General features: G+C 65.1%; 15 protein-coding genes. 7 read left to right on the forward strand and 8 right to left on the reverse strand.

The window, feature by feature from the left end:
- Positions 1-143: 143 nt before the first annotated feature.
- The 5 genes from DTX69_RS02200 to cobS all read right to left on the reverse strand — a co-directional run bounded on the left by DTX69_RS02200 (position 144) and on the right by cobS (position 4443).
- Complete coding sequence (locus DTX69_RS02200) at positions 144-1367, reverse strand: polyhydroxyalkanoate depolymerase (RefSeq protein WP_119300036.1); 1224 nt, start codon at positions 1365-1367, stop codon at positions 144-146.
- Between the two features lie 170 nt (positions 1368-1537).
- A complete protein-coding gene (locus tag DTX69_RS02205) occupies positions 1538-2137 on the reverse strand; it encodes an SCO family protein (RefSeq protein WP_119299834.1) in 600 nt (199 codons plus the stop codon).
- 28 nt (positions 2138-2165) lie between these two features.
- The gene (locus tag DTX69_RS02210) at positions 2166-2846 is read right to left on the reverse strand and encodes a lipid-binding SYLF domain-containing protein (protein ID WP_119299835.1); all 681 of its coding nucleotides are present in this window, start codon (positions 2844-2846) and stop codon (positions 2166-2168) included.
- A gap of 140 nt (positions 2847-2986) precedes the next feature.
- A complete protein-coding gene (locus DTX69_RS02215; protein WP_119299836.1) occupies positions 2987-3628 on the reverse strand; it encodes a histidine phosphatase family protein in 642 nt (213 codons plus the stop codon).
- Entirely contained in the window at positions 3625-4443 is an 819-nt protein-coding gene (gene cobS, locus DTX69_RS02220; protein WP_284735494.1) for an adenosylcobinamide-GDP ribazoletransferase, read from the reverse strand. Before cobS ends, DTX69_RS02215 begins: the two co-directional genes overlap by 4 nt.
- Positions 4444-4557: 114 nt before the next feature.
- Here cobS and cobT point away from each other — a divergent pair, with 114 nt between their 5' ends.
- The 4 genes from cobT to DTX69_RS02240 all read left to right on the forward strand — a co-directional run bounded on the left by cobT (position 4558) and on the right by DTX69_RS02240 (position 8776).
- The gene (gene cobT / locus DTX69_RS02225; RefSeq protein ID WP_119299837.1) at positions 4558-5583 is read left to right on the forward strand and encodes a nicotinate-nucleotide--dimethylbenzimidazole phosphoribosyltransferase; all 1026 of its coding nucleotides are present in this window, start codon (positions 4558-4560) and stop codon (positions 5581-5583) included.
- Positions 5584-5602: 19 nt separating this feature from the next.
- Positions 5603-6814 (forward strand): DNA glycosylase AlkZ-like family protein, encoded by a 1212-nt coding sequence (locus DTX69_RS02230; RefSeq protein ID WP_119299838.1) that lies wholly within the window; start codon positions 5603-5605, stop codon positions 6812-6814.
- Between the two features lie 94 nt (positions 6815-6908).
- Complete coding sequence (locus DTX69_RS02235; protein WP_119299839.1) at positions 6909-8243, forward strand: ActS/PrrB/RegB family redox-sensitive histidine kinase; 1335 nt, start codon at positions 6909-6911, stop codon at positions 8241-8243.
- Positions 8240-8776 (forward strand): ActR/PrrA/RegA family redox response regulator transcription factor, encoded by a 537-nt coding sequence (locus tag DTX69_RS02240; protein ID WP_119299840.1) that lies wholly within the window; start codon positions 8240-8242, stop codon positions 8774-8776. Before DTX69_RS02235 ends, DTX69_RS02240 begins: the two co-directional genes overlap by 4 nt.
- 156 nt (positions 8777-8932) lie before the next feature.
- Here DTX69_RS02240 and DTX69_RS02245 read toward each other — a convergent pair whose 3' ends face one another.
- Positions 8933-10168, reverse strand: coding sequence for an EAL domain-containing protein (locus DTX69_RS02245; RefSeq protein WP_162916526.1), 1236 nt, complete (start codon positions 10166-10168; stop codon positions 8933-8935).
- Between the two features lie 140 nt (positions 10169-10308).
- A complete protein-coding gene (locus DTX69_RS02250; protein WP_284735495.1) occupies positions 10309-10914 on the reverse strand; it encodes a transglutaminase-like cysteine peptidase in 606 nt (201 codons plus the stop codon).
- 275 nt (positions 10915-11189) lie between these two features.
- Between DTX69_RS02250 and DTX69_RS02255 the strand changes: the two genes are divergently transcribed.
- A complete protein-coding gene (locus DTX69_RS02255) occupies positions 11190-13298 on the forward strand; it encodes an HD domain-containing phosphohydrolase (protein ID WP_119299843.1) in 2109 nt (702 codons plus the stop codon).
- 3 nt (positions 13299-13301) lie between these two features.
- Here DTX69_RS02255 and DTX69_RS02260 read toward each other — a convergent pair whose 3' ends face one another.
- Positions 13302-13751 carry an MmcB family DNA repair protein gene (locus DTX69_RS02260; protein WP_119299844.1) on the reverse strand — a complete coding sequence of 150 codons (450 nt, stop codon included), beginning with the start codon at positions 13749-13751 and terminating at the stop codon, positions 13302-13304.
- A gap of 141 nt (positions 13752-13892) precedes the next feature.
- On the opposite strand from DTX69_RS02260, the gene mtgA reads away from it, so the two are divergent.
- Positions 13893-14579 carry a monofunctional biosynthetic peptidoglycan transglycosylase gene (mtgA, locus tag DTX69_RS02265; RefSeq protein ID WP_119300038.1) on the forward strand — a complete coding sequence of 229 codons (687 nt, stop codon included), beginning with the start codon at positions 13893-13895 and terminating at the stop codon, positions 14577-14579.
- Between the two features lie 197 nt (positions 14580-14776).
- Entirely contained in the window at positions 14777-18124 is a 3348-nt protein-coding gene (locus DTX69_RS02270) for a PAS domain-containing protein (RefSeq protein ID WP_119299845.1), read from the forward strand.
- Position 18125 lies beyond the last annotated feature (1 nt).

Consider the following 18125-nt stretch of genomic DNA (forward strand, 5'->3'; position numbering starts at 1 on the left):
AGGAACTCCAACCTCTCAAATCCGTCATCCTGCTTGGGACGAGGATCCACGAGTTTGCTTGCGATAGTACGATTTTGCATGACGAAGCTCGTGGATGGTCGTGCCAAGCACGACCATGACGATGTCGCAGTGAACTCGTCTGCTCAACCAACCTTCCGCACGAACTCCGCCCACGCTGGGTAGATGAACTGCCGCCATTTGCGGCCGTTGAAGATGCCGTAGTGGCCGACGCCTTCCTGCTCCAGGTGGCGGCGCTTGGCGGCGGGGATATTGCGGCAGAGATCGTGGGCGGCCTTGGTCTGGCCCAGGCCCGAGATGTCGTCGAGCTCGCCTTCGATGGTCATGAGCGCGGTCTTCCGGATCGCGGCCGGCACCACCTTCTCATCCCGGTGCGTAAAGGTGCCGGTCGGCAGCGAGTGGTCCTGGAACACGTGACGAATGGTGTCGAGGTAGAAATCCGCCGACAGGTCCATGACGGAGAGATACTCGTCATAGAAGCGCCGATGCCCGGCGGCGCTCTCGCCATCGCCGATCACCAGGTGATGGAAGAAGTCGATGTGCGATTGGACGTGGCGGTCGGGATTCATCGACATGAAGCCTCCCAACTGCAGGAAGCCCGGATAGACCCGCCGCATGGCGCCCGGATAATGCGGCGGCACCAGATCGATCACCTTGCGCTCGAACCAATCCAGGCTCTGGCTCATGCCGACAAAGTTGACCGCGGTCGGATTGACGCGCGTGTCCACCGGCCCACCCATCAAGGTCAGGCTCTTGGGAGTCGCGAGGTCGCCGCCCGCCGCCATAAGCGCCGTGGCGGCCAGAACCGGCGGCGACGGCTGGCAGACGGCCATGACATGCGTCTCGGGGCCTAGGATGCGCAGGAAGTCGATGACGTAGTCGATATAGTCGGCAAGGTGGAAGCTGCCGGCGCTTAGCGGAACCATCCGCGCGTCGGTCCAGTCGGTGATATAGATCTCATGCTCGGGCAGCAAAGTCTCCACCGTGCCGCGCAGCAGGGTCGCAAAGTGGCCGGACATCGGCGCCACGACCAGGACATGGGGATCGGTGCGCGGCGCCTTGAGATCGCGCGCGAAATGCACGAGGCGACAGAACGGCTTCTCGGCCACCAGCGCCTCGCGCACGGCGACCTGCTCGCCGGCGACCAGCGTCGCATCGAGGCCAAAGGCCGGCTTCGTCCGGCGCTGGGTCGCGCGATCGAACAACTCAAACCAGGCAGCAGCAGCGCGGAAGCCGGTCGTGTAGGAGTGCGGCAGCATCGGATGCGACATCATCTGGTGCATCCAACGCGCGGTCAGCCGCGCCGGCGTGAGGCTCGCCAAATGGGCCTCGATCGCTTGGTAGAGCATATGCAGTCCTTCCACCTTCTCGCCGCGGCCCGACAAGACGGGCGCGACTCGGCCTCAGTTTCCCCCCAGGAAGGTTGCCGAGACGTTACGAAGGCTGCGACTCGCGCGCAACTAGACTTTTGTCTGACATGAAAAACTGTGGCCGGCACACATCATGCGCCCACAAGTTTTTATAGATGCTTGCGGATTTCGTCGGCCATCTGGTCCGGCGTGGCGTCGGGGCCGAAGTGGGTGATGTATTTGCCGTCGCCGTCCATCAGATAGATCAGCAGCGTGTGGTCCATCAGGTAGTCGTCGGGCGTTGGGCCCGCCGCCTTCTGATAGAAGACGCGATAGGCCTTGGCGGCCTTGGCGATCTGATCCTTGGTGCCGGTCAGGCCCAGCATGCCCGGATGGAAGTTCGACACGTAGTCCTTCAGGACGGCCGGCGTATCGCGCTCGGGATCGACGGTGATCAGGATAGGAACGACCCGGTCGGCCGCCACGTCCAGCTTGTCGAGCGCAGCGCTCATGACGCCGAGGGCCGTCGGGCAGGCATCGGGGCAATAGGTGAAGCCGAAATAGACCAGCATCAGCCTGCCCTGGAAGGTCTGGTCGGTCACCGTATTGCCGTTCTGGTCCACCAGCTCGAACGGCCCACCGATCAGCGCCTCGCCGGCCGTATTGCCGGTCAGGGTGCGCTGATAGAGCTGGTGCAGCAGAACGCCGCAGATCGCCAAAACGGCGATGAGGACAGCGGTAAGTCCGCGGCGTACCCAGACTGAGTTCATGTCCCTCGGTTGCTTCCTGTACGTGCGCTCAATAAGGCTGCAGGCTCTTCAGCAGCGCATTCGTGTTCGGGTTCTTGAACTTGCCCTCCACCACGATGCCGCGCGGGGTCGCGCCTTGGCCATAGTAAGCGCGGTTCCAATCGTCCTTCTTGATGATGCCGGCACCTTCGAACGAGACACCGCCGAACAAGCCGGCCGTCTTGGCAAAGCTATAGACATCCGCCTGGAAATTGGTGGTGGTGTCGGCGCCAAGCCCCTTGCCGATCGGCCCGACCGCGATCGACATGTCGCCGCCGAACTTGAGCTGGTCGGTCAGCACGGCGTCCAGCGCCTTGTCGCTCATGATGGTCAGCACGACTTCGCTCACCTGGCCGCCGATCTGCAGGCCGACGCTACCGGCCGCCAGATCGTAGAACGCCGGCTGGCTCCAGCCCTGCGCACCGCGCGCGGAGAGGATGCCGCGGCCTCCTTCGGCGCCCAGGACGAAGCCACCCTTGTAGAGCTCGGGGAAGATCAGAACGGCCTTGGCGCGCTTCATGTAGCCGGGCAGCTCGCCAAACTCCACGGATGTGATCAGCTTCTCGAAGGTGATCCGCGCCTTGTCCACGAGTTCCTGCTGCGGCGTCAGCGTCCATGCGGCGCGCGCACCGACAGCGGCGGCGACCGGCGTGGCCAATCCGGCGAGCATGAGAGAACGACGGGTCAACATGGCAGCCTCCTGATGGTCCCCGACGATATGCGGCCCCGGCGCTTCTTGTTAACGAATCGACATGCCGGGACGGCACAGACATAGCCAGCGAAATAAGGCAGCGCAATGGCGGCGCGAGTCGCCCAAACCTCACAAGCGCGTCAACGCGTTAGGGCGTCCGGATGCTGATTGACCGCGACGATGCGCCAGGCGGCACCTTCGGCCGCGCCCTTCAGATGGTCCAGGCGGGTGACGGAGCACGTGTCGATGGCAAAGCCGAGCGCCCGCTCTGGCTCGATGCCGAGCGCGATCGAGAGCGCCGCTCGGATGGTGCCGCCATGGACCACCGCGACAATGTCCTTGCCCGCATGCTCTGCCGTGATGCGCGACATGGCGCCGCCGACACGCGCGACCACATCCTCGAAGCTTTCGCCGCCGGGCGGCCGCTCGCTGGCGGGCGAATGCCAGAAGCGGAGATAATCGGCACCGCGCAGCGCCTCCAGGTCGGCATAGGTCATGCCTTCCCAGTCGCCGAAATGCTGCTCGGCCAGCGCGCTGGTGATGATCGGCGCCGGCACCGTCGCCATGACCCGCGCCGCGAAAATGGCGGATGCGGTCTGATGCGTGCGCTTGAGATGCGAGACCAGCCAGACCGCATCGTGCGGCAGCAGACCGGCGAGATGCTTGAACTCGGCTTCATCGGCGCAATCGGCTTCAATGTCGTCCTGGCCATAGACGCGGCCATTCACGCCGATCACCGGAGCATGCCGCACCAACCACCAGCGGGTTACGGTATGAATCATGCCAGCGAGACGAGATTGATGAAGACGGCGAGCTGCGCGATCTCCTGGGCGGCACCTAGGACATCGCCGGTGTAGCCGCGGATCTGGCGGCGTGCGACTTCCGAGACCAGGAAGGCGGCGACGATCGCGACCACCAGGCTGACCAAGGCCGCGCCCGGACCGCACGCAAAGGCGGAGATCAGCAGCGCAACGCCGAGGCCCTGATAGGTCGCGGCCGCGCTCGGCTTGCCGGCCTCCACCGCGAGGCCGTTGGGGCGTGCCAAGGGCAGCGACCGCATGATGATTGGCAAGGTCGCGCGCCCCATGGCGTGGGCCGCGATGAGGGCTCCGGCCACCAGCCAGGGCTCGCCCAGCCCCACCAGCGCGCTGACCTTGATCGCAGTGGAGAAGCCGAGCGCCAGGACGCCATAGGAGCCGATGCGGCTGTCGCGCATCACCTCCAGCTTGCGCTCGCGATCGCCGCGCACGCCCAGCATATCGGCGAAATCGGCCAAGCCATCCTCGTGCAGCGCGCCGCCGGCGACGACCGTCGCTGCCACGGCAAGCAGCGCCGCCAGCAAGCCAGAGAGGCCAATCTCCATGGCCAGAAGATAGATGAGCGAGCCGATCAGGCCGATGACAGCGCCGGCGATCGGGAAAGCACGGGCGGCCTCGGCCGCGCGGCCGGCCGGAGACTTGAGCGGCAGGCGGGTGAAAAAGCCGATGGCCAGGCGGATCTCCCGCCACCATTGGCCGGGATGCCAGCTGGGCCTGCTCGCGCTCTGGTCAGCTGGCTGGAAGGGTCTGGGTTGGTCGTCCATCTCTTTGTTGTTCAATCGATCGCTGTCCCGATTGCCAGGACCCCATATGCAGGTGCAGAACAGCGGCCGCAAGCTTTCCCTTACTAAGACTTAGAGCCAGAGTCTTAACGAAACGCCCATCAGGAGCCAATCTTGGATACCCAATCCGCTGCCAGCTTCGCCGAACTTCGCCGCATCCTGGCGGAATTCCCTGGCCCCGACCTGGACTCGGCGACCCGGGCCGCCGAGCGCGAGACGCAGCTGACCAAGCCGACCGGCGCGCTCGCCCGGCTGGAAGAGATCGCGAGCTGGCTCGCCACCTGGCAGGGCAGGCATCCGGCTGCCGTCAATCATCCGCGCGTTGCCGTGTACGCCGGCAACCACGGCATCGCGGACCGCGGCGTCTCCGCCTATCCCAGGGAAGTCACACAGCAGATGGTGCTGAACTTCCAGGCTGGCGGTGCCGCGATCAACCAGCTGTGCAAGAACGCCGACGCCGACCTGCGCGTCTATGAGATGTGCCTGGATCAGCCGACCAAGGATTTCACGCGCGCGCCGGCGCTGAGCGAAGAGGAAGGGGCGCGCGCCATGGCCTACGGCATGATGTGCGTCGAGCCCGGCGTTGACCTGCTCTGCGTCGGCGAGATGGGCATTGCCAACACCACCAGCGCTGCGGCCATCGCCGCAGCACTGTTTGGCGGCACCGGCTCCGACTGGGCGGGACCCGGCACCGGCGTGCAAGGCGCGCAGCTGAAACGCAAGGCGGAAGTGATCGATGAAGGGCTCGCTCTGCACCGCGCCAAGTTCACCGATGGATTCGAGATCATGCGCTGCCTCGGCGGGCATGAACTCGCCGCCATCGTCGGCGCGGTGATGGCAGCGCGCATGGCGCGGGTGCCGGTGCTGCTGGACGGGTTCGCCAGCACCGTGGCGGCCTGCATCCTGCTGAAATCGCATCCGGGCGCGCTCGATCACTGCCTGGTCGCTCACTGCTCGGCGGAGCCCGGCCACCGGCGGCTGCTGACGGAAATTGGCAAGAAGCCGCTGCTAGATTTGGGCATGCGGCTGGGTGAGGGGTCGGGGGCAGCGTTGGCGATTCCGATCGTGCGTGCCGCCGCCCTGTGCCACGCGGGCATGGCAACCTTCGCCGAGGCCGGAGTCAGCAACAAGGAATAACCATCTGGCGACCATCTCCGTGAGAGAGCCCGACTCATCCAGCAATCCCAGTTCCAACGATCCGGGGGCTGCGCGTGCCTTCATCCTGGCGCGCCTCGGTCTGTCCGGGCCGCTGTGGCCGGCCGAGCGTGCGGCGGAAGAAGCCAGAACGCTCGGCATGATCCAGATCGATTCGATCCGGGTGAACGGCCTCCGCAATCATGAGATCGCCTGGGCCGCGCGCACGGATGCACCGGTCGACGCGCTCTACAAGCTGTTCTATCGCGACCGCGGGATGCTGGAGACGCACTACCCGCAATTCGCCACGCGGCGCGACTGGCTGCCCTGGTTCGTGAAGGATTTCGGCCGGACCATCACCAATACCGAGCGGCTGCGCGAGCTGCGCCCGATCATGCGGCGCCTCAAGAAGCGCATGCGCGAGGAGGGGCCGATCTCTCCCGCCGATCTCGACAGCGAGCGGGTGCCCGGCGGGTTCAACACCATCAAGCTGACCACCCGGGCGCTCGATTACCTGTTCTATCTGGGCGAGGTGCAGATTGCCGGCCGCACCAAGCATTTCCACCGCCAGTTCGACCTGACGGAGAAGGTCGCGCCGGAGCTGCTGACCAAGCACCGCCCGACGCGCCGCCAAGAGCTGGCGTTCTTCGTACGCTCCGCCGCATCGGTCCTGAAGCTCGCGACTCATCGGCAGCTGACCGAGCGGACGGCACATCATATCGGGACTTGGCGCGAGGGCTGGCTCCCGGTGGCGCGCAAGGCGGTCGATCGCGCGATCCAGCAAGGCGTGCTGGTCGAGGCGCCGTTCGCGCGCACGGCTAATGGCGAGCCGCTCTATGCCCTGGCGGAGAATCTGGCGCAGCCCGTTCACGAGGCCGACGACGCGGTGCGCATCATCCCACCGCTGGACAATCTGCTGTTCAACCGCCGGCGGCTGACCGAGCTGTTCGGCTTTGCCTACAAGTTCGAGGCCTATACGCCGCAGGACCAGCGGCGCTTCTATTTCGCCATGCCGATCCTGTATCGGAACGAGGTGGCCGGATTGATCGATATCAAGAAAGACGGCGACGTTTGGCGTATTGTCGGGCTGGATCTCAACAAGAAGGTGCCCGATGACAGCTTGCGCAACGCCGTCCACCGCCTGGGGCGGATCGCCGGCGCGGTACGGATCGAGGCGCCGGGCCTCACGCCGGCCCGGCTGCGCCGCGCGCTTACTGGCCGGATCGACGCCTAAGCGCTTGAAAGACGCGGCAAAATGCCGCTCTACCGGTGGTGCGGTGGGCTAGCGTGCTTGCCATGAACGCACCGCGGCGGCGATAGTCCCGCTCATGAGCCATTTGACCGCAGAGAGCCCTTCGACCGGCCTTTCCTCGCGCGTTCGCACGCCACGCCGCACGATCGGCCGCGTGCGGCTGCGCACCATCCTGATCATTCGTTGGATCGCGGTGGCGGGGCAGGCGCTGACGCTGCTGGTGGTGCACTATGTGCTGGGCTTCCCGATGGAGATCGCGTGGGCGGGCGCGGCGGTAGCGGCGCTAGCGGCGGTCACGCTGGCGACGCAAGTGCGGCGCCCGCAATCGGAGCGACTGACCGACCGCGAATCGGCACTCTATTTCGCCTTCGACATCCTGCAGCTCGCGGTCCTGCTCTACCTCACCGGCGGGCTCAACAATCCGTTCTCGGTACTGATCCTGGCGCCGGTCACGGTTTCGGCCGCGGCGCTGTCCAACCGCAGCACCCTCAGCCTTGCGGGCCTCGCCATCGCCTGCATTGTGCTGCTCGCGATCCGGCACGAGCCCCTGCCCTGGCCCGAAGGCGCGTTCGAGATCCCGGACATTTTCGTTGCGGGTTACGCGATCGCACTGATCTTCGCCGTGCTCTTCCTCACCTTCTACGTCTATCGCGTGGCGCAGGAATCGCGGCGCCTGTCCGATGCGCTGGCGGCGGCACAGGCGGCGCTCGATCGCGAGCAGCGCGTCTCCTCCCTCGGCGCGCTAGCGGCAGCGGCAGCGCATGAACTGGGATCTCCGCTCGGCACGATCTCGCTGGTCGCGAAGGAGCTGGCGCGCGATCTGCCGACGGATTCGGAGCACCGCGCCGATGCCGATCTGCTGGTCAGCCAGAGCGAACGCTGCCGCGAGATCCTGGCCGAGCTGTCGCGCAAGCCGGACCAGAGCAAGGACCACTTCAATGTCCTGCCTGCCGGGTTGCTGGTGGAGCTGGCCGCGGCGCCCCACGCGCGGCCGCACGTGGCGCTGCGCATCGAGTTCTCGCCGGACCCCGCGGAGCCGCGCGATCCCGTCATGCCGCGCCGGCCGGAGATCATGCATGGCCTCGGCAACCTGCTGCAGAACGCCATCGAGTTCGCGGGTGAGGAGGTGAAGGTGATGATCGCCTGGACCCGCGCGGAGATCACCATCACGATCACCGACGACGGGCCCGGATTCCCGCCCGATGTGTTGCGGCGGCTGGGCGATCCGTATCTATCAAGCAGCAGCGGCGAGGGGCTGGACCAAGCCCAACGCCAGGGCGATCATATGGGCCTTGGCATCTTCATCGCGCAGAATTTGATCGAACGGACGGGCGGTACCGTTGGTTTCAGCAACAACCAGTATGGCGGCGCCGAAGCGCGCGTATCCTGGCCAAGGAGCGTTCTAGGATGAATGACAAGTCGAAATCCCTGTTGATCGTCGATGACGACACCGTCTATCGGCAGCGGCTGGCGCTTGCCATGGAAAAGCGCGGCTTCACCGTGCACCAAGCGGAGAGCGTCGCGGACGGCATCGCCGTAGCCAAGGCCGAGGCACCGAACTATGCGGTGGTCGATCTGCGGCTCAATGACGGTAGCGGCCTCGACATCGTGAGCGAGATCCGCAGCGTCAATCCGGACTGCCGCGTGGTGATGCTGACCGGCTACGGCAACATCGCGACCGCGGTCGCGGCCATCAAGCACGGTGCGGCCGATTACCTGCCCAAGCCCGCCGATGCCGACCAGGTGGAAGCGGCGCTGCTCGAGGACAAGACCGCATTGCCACCGCCACCAGAACAGCCGATGACGGCAGACCGCGTGCGTTGGGAGCATATCCAGCGCGTGTTCGAACAGTGCGACCGCAACGTCTCGGAGACCGCACGGCGGCTCCGCATGCACCGCCGCACCCTCCAGCGCATCCTCGCGAAGTACGCGCCGCGGGGGTAAAGGCAGGAACTCACGCCTACCTCTTCATGCCATCCCGGCCAAGCGAAGCGCGAGCCGGGTTCCATTCCGCAGTCGCACGAGCAGTTGGACGATGGACCTCGGAACAAGTCCGGGGTGACACCGGTGTATACGTGCGATGATGTCACGTAGCCGACTCTATGACGCAGCGCCGGCAGCCGGGCTCTTCAGCTTCACCGCGTTCATCGCGTCGATCAGCCGGCCCTGATATAGCGTGACACCGAGCGCCTCGCCGGCTTTCAAGCCATCCTCGCTGTCGACGCGGCAGAGCACAACGCGATCGCGGCCGATCTTCGCGATCGATGCCTTGAGGGCTTCGCCGCGCTGGCCGGCGGCATCATCGAGCAGGCTGGGCGTCCAGGTGACCTTGACGAAGTCAAAGCCAAGCCACTCGCGGTCGATCAGCGGCAGGTTCAGGTACTTCACGCCGTCGAGCACGATCTTGTAGCCGCGCTCTTTCAGGAAGTCGCGGGCGAACAGGTACTCGTTTGGCTCGTTCATGATGTCGAGCGCCGGCAGCTCGATCGCCAGCGAGCCGCGATCCTTGATGTTGGTCGCCTTGTCGAACTCCATGAACTCCGCCGAAAGGACGGTGCGGACATTGAGATTGAGCGCGGCCGTGCGCAGCATCGGGAATAGTTCACGTTGAGTCATCAGGGACAGCATGCGTCGGTCCAGTACCCGCGTCAGATGGCGAAACAGGAAATCGTCCGACGTCACGTTGTGGCCAGGCAGCAAGGTCTGCGCCAGGTAGTACATCGAGAAATAGAGCTCGTGGAACATCGGCTCCGGCCGCATGCCGGGTATCACCGCGCAGACATCCTGCCGGCGCAGGATGTTGGCGAGATCGGCATGCTCGATGGCACGCTCGATCTGCTCCAGATGAGTGGGACGGATCGCCGTCCCGCCGACAAGGCGGTTCATCGCGTCCTGCGCTCCGCCGGTTTCCTGCGCGGCCTTGCGGTCCTCGTTCAATTGCCGGGCACGCATCAGCAACGCGTCATAGTCGCGCTCCAGCCCGTACCAGCTGCAGAACCGTGAGTCGTCCGCGCCAAGGAACAACGGGTCCTCGGAGAACAGGGCGCGGACCTGGCTCACGTAAGGCTCGATGTCCGTCGCCGCTGCGCCCTTGGTCAGGATGATCAGGTTCCTGTTGTGCAGCTCGTAGATGCCGGCGTCGTACCTGCGTGCGAGCGGTTCCAGCGTCCTGCGGACGATGCGCAGATGATGCGGCTGCTGATGGTAGGGCCGGAGCAGGCTGAGATGAAGCTCGCACGCCACGCGTCCGGCGCGATGGCGATCCAGACGCGTGGCAAAATCGAGGAGCAGTTCCTCGTAGGTCAATACGCGCGCGTCTTTGTTCCAGTCATTCATCCGGCCCGCCATGGAGCGCGGCTGACGGCACCCCGAGCCTCAGCTTGCGAGCGTCATGGTAAATGAACTGCTAAGATTCGGCGAGCCGATGCTCACGTGACGGTGTCGGTCTGGGAAAATCGAGACTGCCTTCGGCGCGCTCACCGCCGGTGCAGCCACCAGCCTGCTTCGTTGATGGAAAAGACCGGGTTGTAGTGCTTGACCGAGTTCGCGGGCACCACCGAGGCGATCTGGTTGTCCAGCATCATCGGCTGGTCGCCGACATAAACCACCAGAACGGCATGGCCGAGATTGAGGTTGAGGTCCCGCAGGGCAACGACGCGCATGTCCTCGATCGGGACACCGAGGGCCTTCAACGTGAAGTATTTGGAGATCGCATAGTCTTCGCAATCGCCGTGCTTCTTCAGGAACTGGTAGGGCGTGGCCCAATAATCCTCTTCGCCCCAATTGTTGATGTCGAGGATGTAGCGGTGGCCGTTGAACGCGCGATTCACTTCCCTGAGCTGCGTCGCCAGATCCTTGCCCTGCAAGTCGGTGATGAACTCCTTCCAGCCCTTGGTGGTGCAGGTGGCGCTTTCACACAGCTTGGTGCCGCCCTGGAATCGGTCGAGCATGCCGAGCCATTTGGGGAAGCGCGTGGTCTTGGCGGAGAACAGCTCGATCGAGCCGAAGATCTTGGGATATTTGCGCGCCTCGGCCGGCGCGGCGCTGACGACCATGAACAGCAGCCCGGCGGCGGCCATCATGCGGCCTAGCCATTGCGCGGCGGAAATTGAGCGTCGCCTTCGTTCCATGCCTGGGTACCTTCGGCGCCGGTGCGCCGCTTTTTTTGCCGCCGTCAAACTCAGCCGTTACGATTAATAAGCCGTTAATTGGCCCGGTCCCAAGATCATGTTAGGTTGTAGGAGATCGTCGCAACCTGTTCAAACAGAAGACCGAGGAGCGAGCATTGGTGGACCAGGGGCCGTCCCCCGCGCAATCGACGGCAAATGGGGGTGCAAGGGGGGAATCCGCCGCTGGCATGTTCGAGTCCGGCGCTCCAAGGCGCGGTTTCGATCTCAAGATCCTGTTTCCCGCAATCATCCTGATCGTGCTCGGGGTGGTCGGGATCTGGGCGATCAACCGCTTCGTGGACGAGGAGCGCGAACGCGAACTGACCCAGTGGCAAGTGCGCCTCGGCATCGTCGCCGACAGCCGCGCCGCCGAAGTCAATCGCTGGCTGGCCGGCAACCTCGCCGACCTCAATGCGCTTGCCGACAACGAGTCGGTGCAGCTCTATGTCGGATCGATCGACGAGTTCAGTAACGATCCGGAACAGCGGGAGCAAGTCGAAGGGTTCCGCCAGTATCTGCGCAATCTGCTGCTGGTCGCGGCGATGCGCGGCGGGTTCGGCGAAGCCGACCAGGATACGCAGCCCAATTTCAACCAAACGCGAATCGGTACCGGTGGCATCCTGATCATCAACAATGATGGCGCGGTGGTGGCGGCCTCGCCCGATGCGCCGCCGTTCGACGGCGCGCTGAGAGACTTCGTGACCGCAGTTGCGCCGGGCGCTTCCGCGACCGGCCCGCTGACCGTCGATTCGCGCGGGGAAGCGACCATGACGTTCGTGGTGCCATTGTTCGCGGTCCAGTCCGATCAGGCGACCAGCGCCCAGATCGGCCGGATTGTCGGCGTCAAGCGCGTAGCACGAGCGCTCTATCCTCTGTTGCGCCAGCCGGGCGATACCACGCGGACCGCAACCACTGTCCTGCTGACCAAGGTCGGAGACAAAGTTGCCTATCTTTCTCCGGTCCGGCGCCCGGGCGAGACGGCCGAGCCGCTGGGCCTCACCATGGAATTGTCGACTCCCGATCTTGATGCGGCCTATGCGGTGACGGTCGGCAACGGCTTCGCAGCCGGCAATAGAGACTATTCCGGACGCCGTGTTCTGGTGGCCGCGCGCGCGATCAGCGGCGCGCCCTGGGTACTGATGCACACGGTCGAATATGAAGAAGCCCTGGGCGCGGCCGACAACCGGTTCCGCGCCCTGACGGTGATGCTCGGCCTTGCACTGCTGGTGATCGCCGTTGCCATCATCGCGGTGTGGCGTCACGGCTCTTCGCGCCGCGCATCGGAGGCGGCATCCCGCGCCCAGTTGCTCGCCCATCAATATGAAGCGCAAAAAGACCTGCTGCAGCTGGTCACCGATAGCCAGCCGACCAGCATCTTCATCCTCGACAATCAGCACCGCTATCGTTTCGCCAATGCCCAGGCCAGCAAGGCGACGGGAATTACACCGGGTGAGATGTTGAACAAGGACATCGCCGCCGTGCTCGGCCCAGCCAGCGCCAAGCGCTACCTCGAGCTCAACGAACAGGCGCTGAAGGCCGGCGCCGCCATCAACAATGTCGCGCGGCTCGAGACCGAGGGGGACCGCAAGGTGCTGCAGTCGGAGCACATCCCGCTCAAGGAGCGTTCGGGTGCGACCGCTGGCGTGCTGACGGTCGAGCACGACATCACCGACGTGGTGACGGAGCGCGAGAAGCGCGCGCGCACGCTGCAGAACCTGGTCAAGACCCTGGTCGGCGTGGTCGACCGGCGCGACCCCTTCGCCGCCAATCATTCGACGCGCGTGGCCCGCGTGGCGCGGGCAGTGGCGCGCGAGATGGGCCTGACGGAGACCGAAACCGATACCGCCGAGATCGCCGCCAACCTGCTCAATCTGGGCAAGATCATGATCCCGCCGGAGGTGCTGGCCAAGACCGGTGATCTGACGGAGGAAGAGCGGCGCCTGCTGCGCAATTCCGTACAGGTCAGCGCCGACATGATCCAGGAAATCGAGTTCGATGGGCCGGTGGTCGAGACGTTGCGCCAAGCGCAGGAGCGCTGGGACGGCAGCGGCCAGCCGCGCGGTCTGAAAGGCGAGGAGACCCTGATCACCGCGCGCATCATCGCCGTCGCCAATGCCCTGGTCGGCATGATCAGCGACCGCGCCTTCCGCCAGGGCATGTCGATGGATTCCGCGATCGAGATCCTGTTCAAGGAGGCCGGCCATGCCTACGACCGCAGGGTCGTGGCCGCCTTGGTCAACTACCTCGACAACCGCGACGGCCGCGCCCAGCTCGCGGACATAGCAGCCGCCCAGTAGCAATCACCAGGGCAGTTCCGGATCGGCGATCCGGGCGAGGCGGCGGCTGGCCGTGAGGGCGACGCCGAGGATGAGGCTGCGGCGGCGGTTGGCATTGATGGGCTGAAGCACCCCTTCGCGCCGGATCGAGCCGCCATGGGCATCGGCGCAGATGAGGCCGACCTCCTCCGGCAGCAGGCCGAGCGGGAAGTCCGGCGCCACCGCGAAATAGAACCGGTCGCAGAAATCGAGATAGTCGCGCCACTTGCGGTCGGCCGCGAAATCGGCGCGCGACGATTTGATCTCCACGATCGCCACCTGCCCTGCCCCATCAATGGCGAGGATGTCGGCGCGGCGTCCGTTGCCGAGAGTGTATTCGGCGATCGCCGCATAGCCCAGGCCCTCCAGGAGCCTAGTCGCACCACGCAGGATGCGCACCGCGGTCGCCGGGAATTCCGGATCGGGATCGGTCATGGCGCTATCCTTCGATGATCGCGCCTCGTTCCGCAACCCTTGCTCTTGTCCGGGCCCGCGCACGCCAGTATCAAGGCCGCGATGGACAATCCCGTGGATCCCATGCTTCGCTCCAAACGCGCCCAGCGGCCCGGTGGTTGGATGCGGCGGAGTCTGCGGCGGCTTGGCCGTGTGATCGTGCTCGTCATCGGACTGAGTGTCATCATGACGGCGATCTATCGTGTCGTGCCTCCGCCGCTGACGCCCTTGATGGTGATCCGCCTGTTCGAGGGTAACTGGATCTCCAAGGACTGGGTCTCCTACGACGCCATCTCGCCCAACCTCATGCGCGCCGTCATCGCCGCCGAAGACAGCGGCTACTGTGCGCACTGGGGGTTCGATTTCGCAGCCATCCAGAAGGCGTTTCGCCATAACGAGAAGTCCGGCCGTCTGCGCGGCGGTAGCACGATCAGCAACCAGACTGCCAAGAACGTCTTTCTGTGGCCCGGCGACACTATGCTGACCCGTTATGCCCGCAAGGCGATCGAACCCTATTTCACGCTGCTGGTTGAAGTGATGTGGGGCAAGCGGCGGATCCTCGAAGTCTATCTCAATGTGGTGGAATGGGCGCCTGGCGTTTATGGCGCGGAGGCAGCGGCGCGGCACCATTTCCGCAAGCCGGCGGCGGACCTGACCCGCCGGGAGGCCGCCTTGCTGGCCGCGGTGCTGCCCAACCCCCGGCGTTTCTCCGCCAGCAAGCCCAGCAGCTACATCTCGCGCCGGGCCGGACAGATCCAGGCATGGATGAATGATGTTCCCGATCCTGCCGGCGACCCCTGCCTACGTTGAGGCGCAGTCCACGCCCAGGCACTCGGCTGTTTGTCTTAATCCGGATTAACTATTCTGGGCATTGAAATTCCTTGCTGACTCCGCTGGTAAACGAATTATCCACCATCGGAGCCGACAATGACGTCCAGCCTCCCTTGGACGGCACCCGTGCCGAACGCCCTGGGGAACAAGAAGCGCGCGATGATCACGCTGATCGGATGACGGAACGCGACCGGCCCATCGAGACTCATGATGCGGAGCGCCGGCAGACTCGCCGAGCGCTCGCGGCTCTGGTTGTCTTCGTGCTCGCACTGGCGGCCATCGGTGCCGGCGCGGCAAGCTGGCGGCTCTATGCCGCGCAGTATGACGATAGCCAGGCCAATCTGCGCCGCTTCGCCCTTGCGGTGACGGAGCAGACCGCCTGGGAACTGAATCGGCTCGACAGCATCCTGCAGCTCGCCAGTACTTGGCTGGGCCGCTCCGAGAAACTGGACGCCTATGGCAGTTCGCGCCTGCAGGAGCGGGTGCAGCCGCGGCTGACCGGCCTGCCTGCGGCGCAGAGCATCATCGTGAGCACCGACGAAGGCACGTTGCGCATGGTGACGCGGGACACCACCGCGCTGCCCATTACGGGTTTCGATCCCCGTCCGCTATTCGAATACTTCCGAGCTCATCCCGATGCGGGCCTGACGATTGGCGCCCCCTTCAAGCTGGCTGGCACCGATAAGTGGGCATTTCCGATCAGCCGGCCGATCATCACCGGCAAGGGCACGCTGACCGGGGCCGTGACCCTGGTGGTGGATGCGCCGGTCCTGGCCGAGCGCTTCCGCGTTGTGCGCCCAACCACCGATCACCATGTGGCGCTGCTTCGGATCGACGGCGTCCTCATGATCGACGATGCCGACCGCGCCAGCGTCGCGCGTGAGAGCTTTCTCGGTGCGGGCGCGTCGAATCCGATCGCAGAGGGGGATCGGGATCGCTGGATCACGGCCGACGGAACCGCAAGTCTCGCCTATCTGCAGCGGGTCGGTGATTTTCCATTGGTGGTCGCGGTCTCGCTGCCGCGATCGGTGGTGACGGACAGTATTCGGCCTGCTCTCATCGTCATATCGGGGGTGATTGCGGCGGCTGGGCTTGGCCTCGCTTTCATCGCCGTCATTCTCGGTCGTCGCATCCTGTTGAGCCAGGCGCGGTTGCGCCAGCAACGCGACTTCGTGACCCGCGTGCTCGATTCCGCCGACGTCATGGTGTTCGTCCAGGATGCAGCCGGACGGCTGGTCAGCTGCAACGCCGAAGCCGAGAAGCTCGGCTACCCGCAGACCGAGATTCTCGCGCTCGACCCCTTCATGCATCTGGTGCCGCGCGAGGAACGCGAGATGGTCGCCGCCGCCCGGCGCCGCGCCCGCCGCGCTGCGGCCCCGGAACTGTACGAATGCCACCTGCTGACCCGGGCGGGCGAGCGGCGCCTCATCCGATGGTCCACCACCAACTTGCCAGATGCGACCGGACGGCGCGACTGGGTTTTGAGCGTCGGCACCGATGTCACCGAAGAGCGCGCACAGCAGGATGAGATCGCGCGCAACAACGCCATCATGGATCGCGCGCAGTCGATTGCGCATATGTGCTATTGGACCGCAAAGTCGGAATCGGCCACTGGCGATTGGGCAACCTCTACCTTCATCTATTCCGCCAATCTCGAGGTCGTCTTCGGTCAAAGCCTTGCCGAGATCGACGTGCCGCTCGCCGAGTTCATCGAGCGTTTCGTTCACCCCGACGATCAGGTCGAGATGACCGAAGCCTATCGCTCGTTCTATGAGGGCCGGGAGCAGCGCCTCGCGATCACCTTCCGTTTCAAGCAACGCGACGGCAGCTATCGCTATATTCGCGACTTCGCCGAGAAGCGCGTCGATGCGAGCGGCGCCCTGGTGGAACTGATCGGACTGTCGCAGGACGTGACCCAGCAGATGGCGGCCGACGCGATGCTGCGGGAGAGCGAGATCAAGCTGCGCCGCGCGCATCGCCTGGCAAAGCTGTGCTACTGGACCTATGACCCGATCGCGGCCTCCAGCGGGGGCGGCGAGCGCCTGGTCTTCTCCGGCGATGCCGAGGAAATCCTGGGCGCGCCCGCCGCCGATCTCAATTCCGCCAATGCGAGCCCCCTCATTGCCATGGCCCATCCGGAGGATCGCGACCGCATCCTCAATGAGTGGCGCGCCTTCATGGCATCGACCGAGACGGCGTGGACCTTCGAGTATCGCCTGGCGCGCAGCGACGGCGAGATCCGCGATGTCAGCGTTTCCGCGGAAAAAGTGGTGAACAACCGTGGCCCGCTCGGCCAGGTGATCGGCGTGGTGCAAGACATCACCGACCGCAAGCGCAACGAGCGGGCGATCGCGCGCAACGAAACCCTGCTGCGCCATGCGCACCGTCTGTCGCGTGTCGGCTACTGGGTATGGGAACCCCGCGACGTCGCGCAGTCGGCCGACCGCGGCTGGCTGCACCTTTCCAGCGAATTCGCCGACATCCTGGGCGCGAGGCCGGAGGACATACCGCTCGAGGAGATCGATCTCGTCCGCAAGTTCGTGCATCCCGACGATCAGGCCTTCGCGCTTGCCGCTGTCGAGGGCTTCGTCAATCGCACGACGGACCGCTATGACGCGCAGTTCCGCGTCGTCAGGCCGGACCAGTCGATCGCACACGTGCACATGGAGGCGGAGCGGCTGCGCGACGCGCAAGGACGCATCCTCTACGAGATCGGCGTTATCCAGGACGTGACCGAGCAGCGCGAGCGCGAGCTCGAGCTGTTGACCGCCAAGCGCACGGCCGAGATCGCCAACCGCACCAAGACCCAGTTCCTCGCCAACATGAGCCATGAGCTGCGCACGCCGCTCAATGCCGTCATCGGTTTCTCGCAGCTCATCTGCGATCAGGCGTTCGGCAAGATTCCGGAGCGCTACGTCAACTACGCCAACGACATCAACAGCAGCGGCAAGCTCTTGCTCGCGCTCATCAACGACATCCTCGATATGTCGCGAATCGAGGCCGGCCAGCAGAAGCTGATGGAAGAGGTGATCTCCGTCGATTCTGTGATCAACGACTGCGTGCGCATGGTCACGTCCAAGGCGGCGGACGGCGGCGTGCGCCTGATCGTGGAGAACAAGGGGCCGCTGCCCGCCCTGCGTGCCGACGAGCGCGCGTTGAAGCAGATCCTGCTGAACCTGCTGTCCAATGCGGTGAAGTTCACGCCGCAGGGCGGCGCAGTGACCGTCGCCGCCGAAGTGACGAAGGAACGCAAGCTCGACATTGCCATCAGCGATACCGGCATCGGCATCGCCGAAGACGTGCTCCGGGACTTGTTCCAGCCGTTCCGCCAGGCGGACGCCTCGATCAGCCGGCGTTTCGGGGGCAGCGGCCTCGGCCTCGCCATCAGCAAGAAGCTGATGGAGTTGCATGGCGGCGATATCGCGATCAACAGCCAGCCCGGCCGCGGCACGCGCGTAACACTGCACATGCCCGCCGAGCGCGTGATCCAGGATGCCGATGCGGACGCGCGTCTGCAGGCCTAGC

Origin of the sequence: Dongia deserti (assembly GCF_003574735.1) — a bacterium.
In the GTDB taxonomy this organism is placed as follows: Bacteria; Pseudomonadota; Alphaproteobacteria; order Dongiales; family Dongiaceae; genus Dongia_A; species Dongia_A deserti.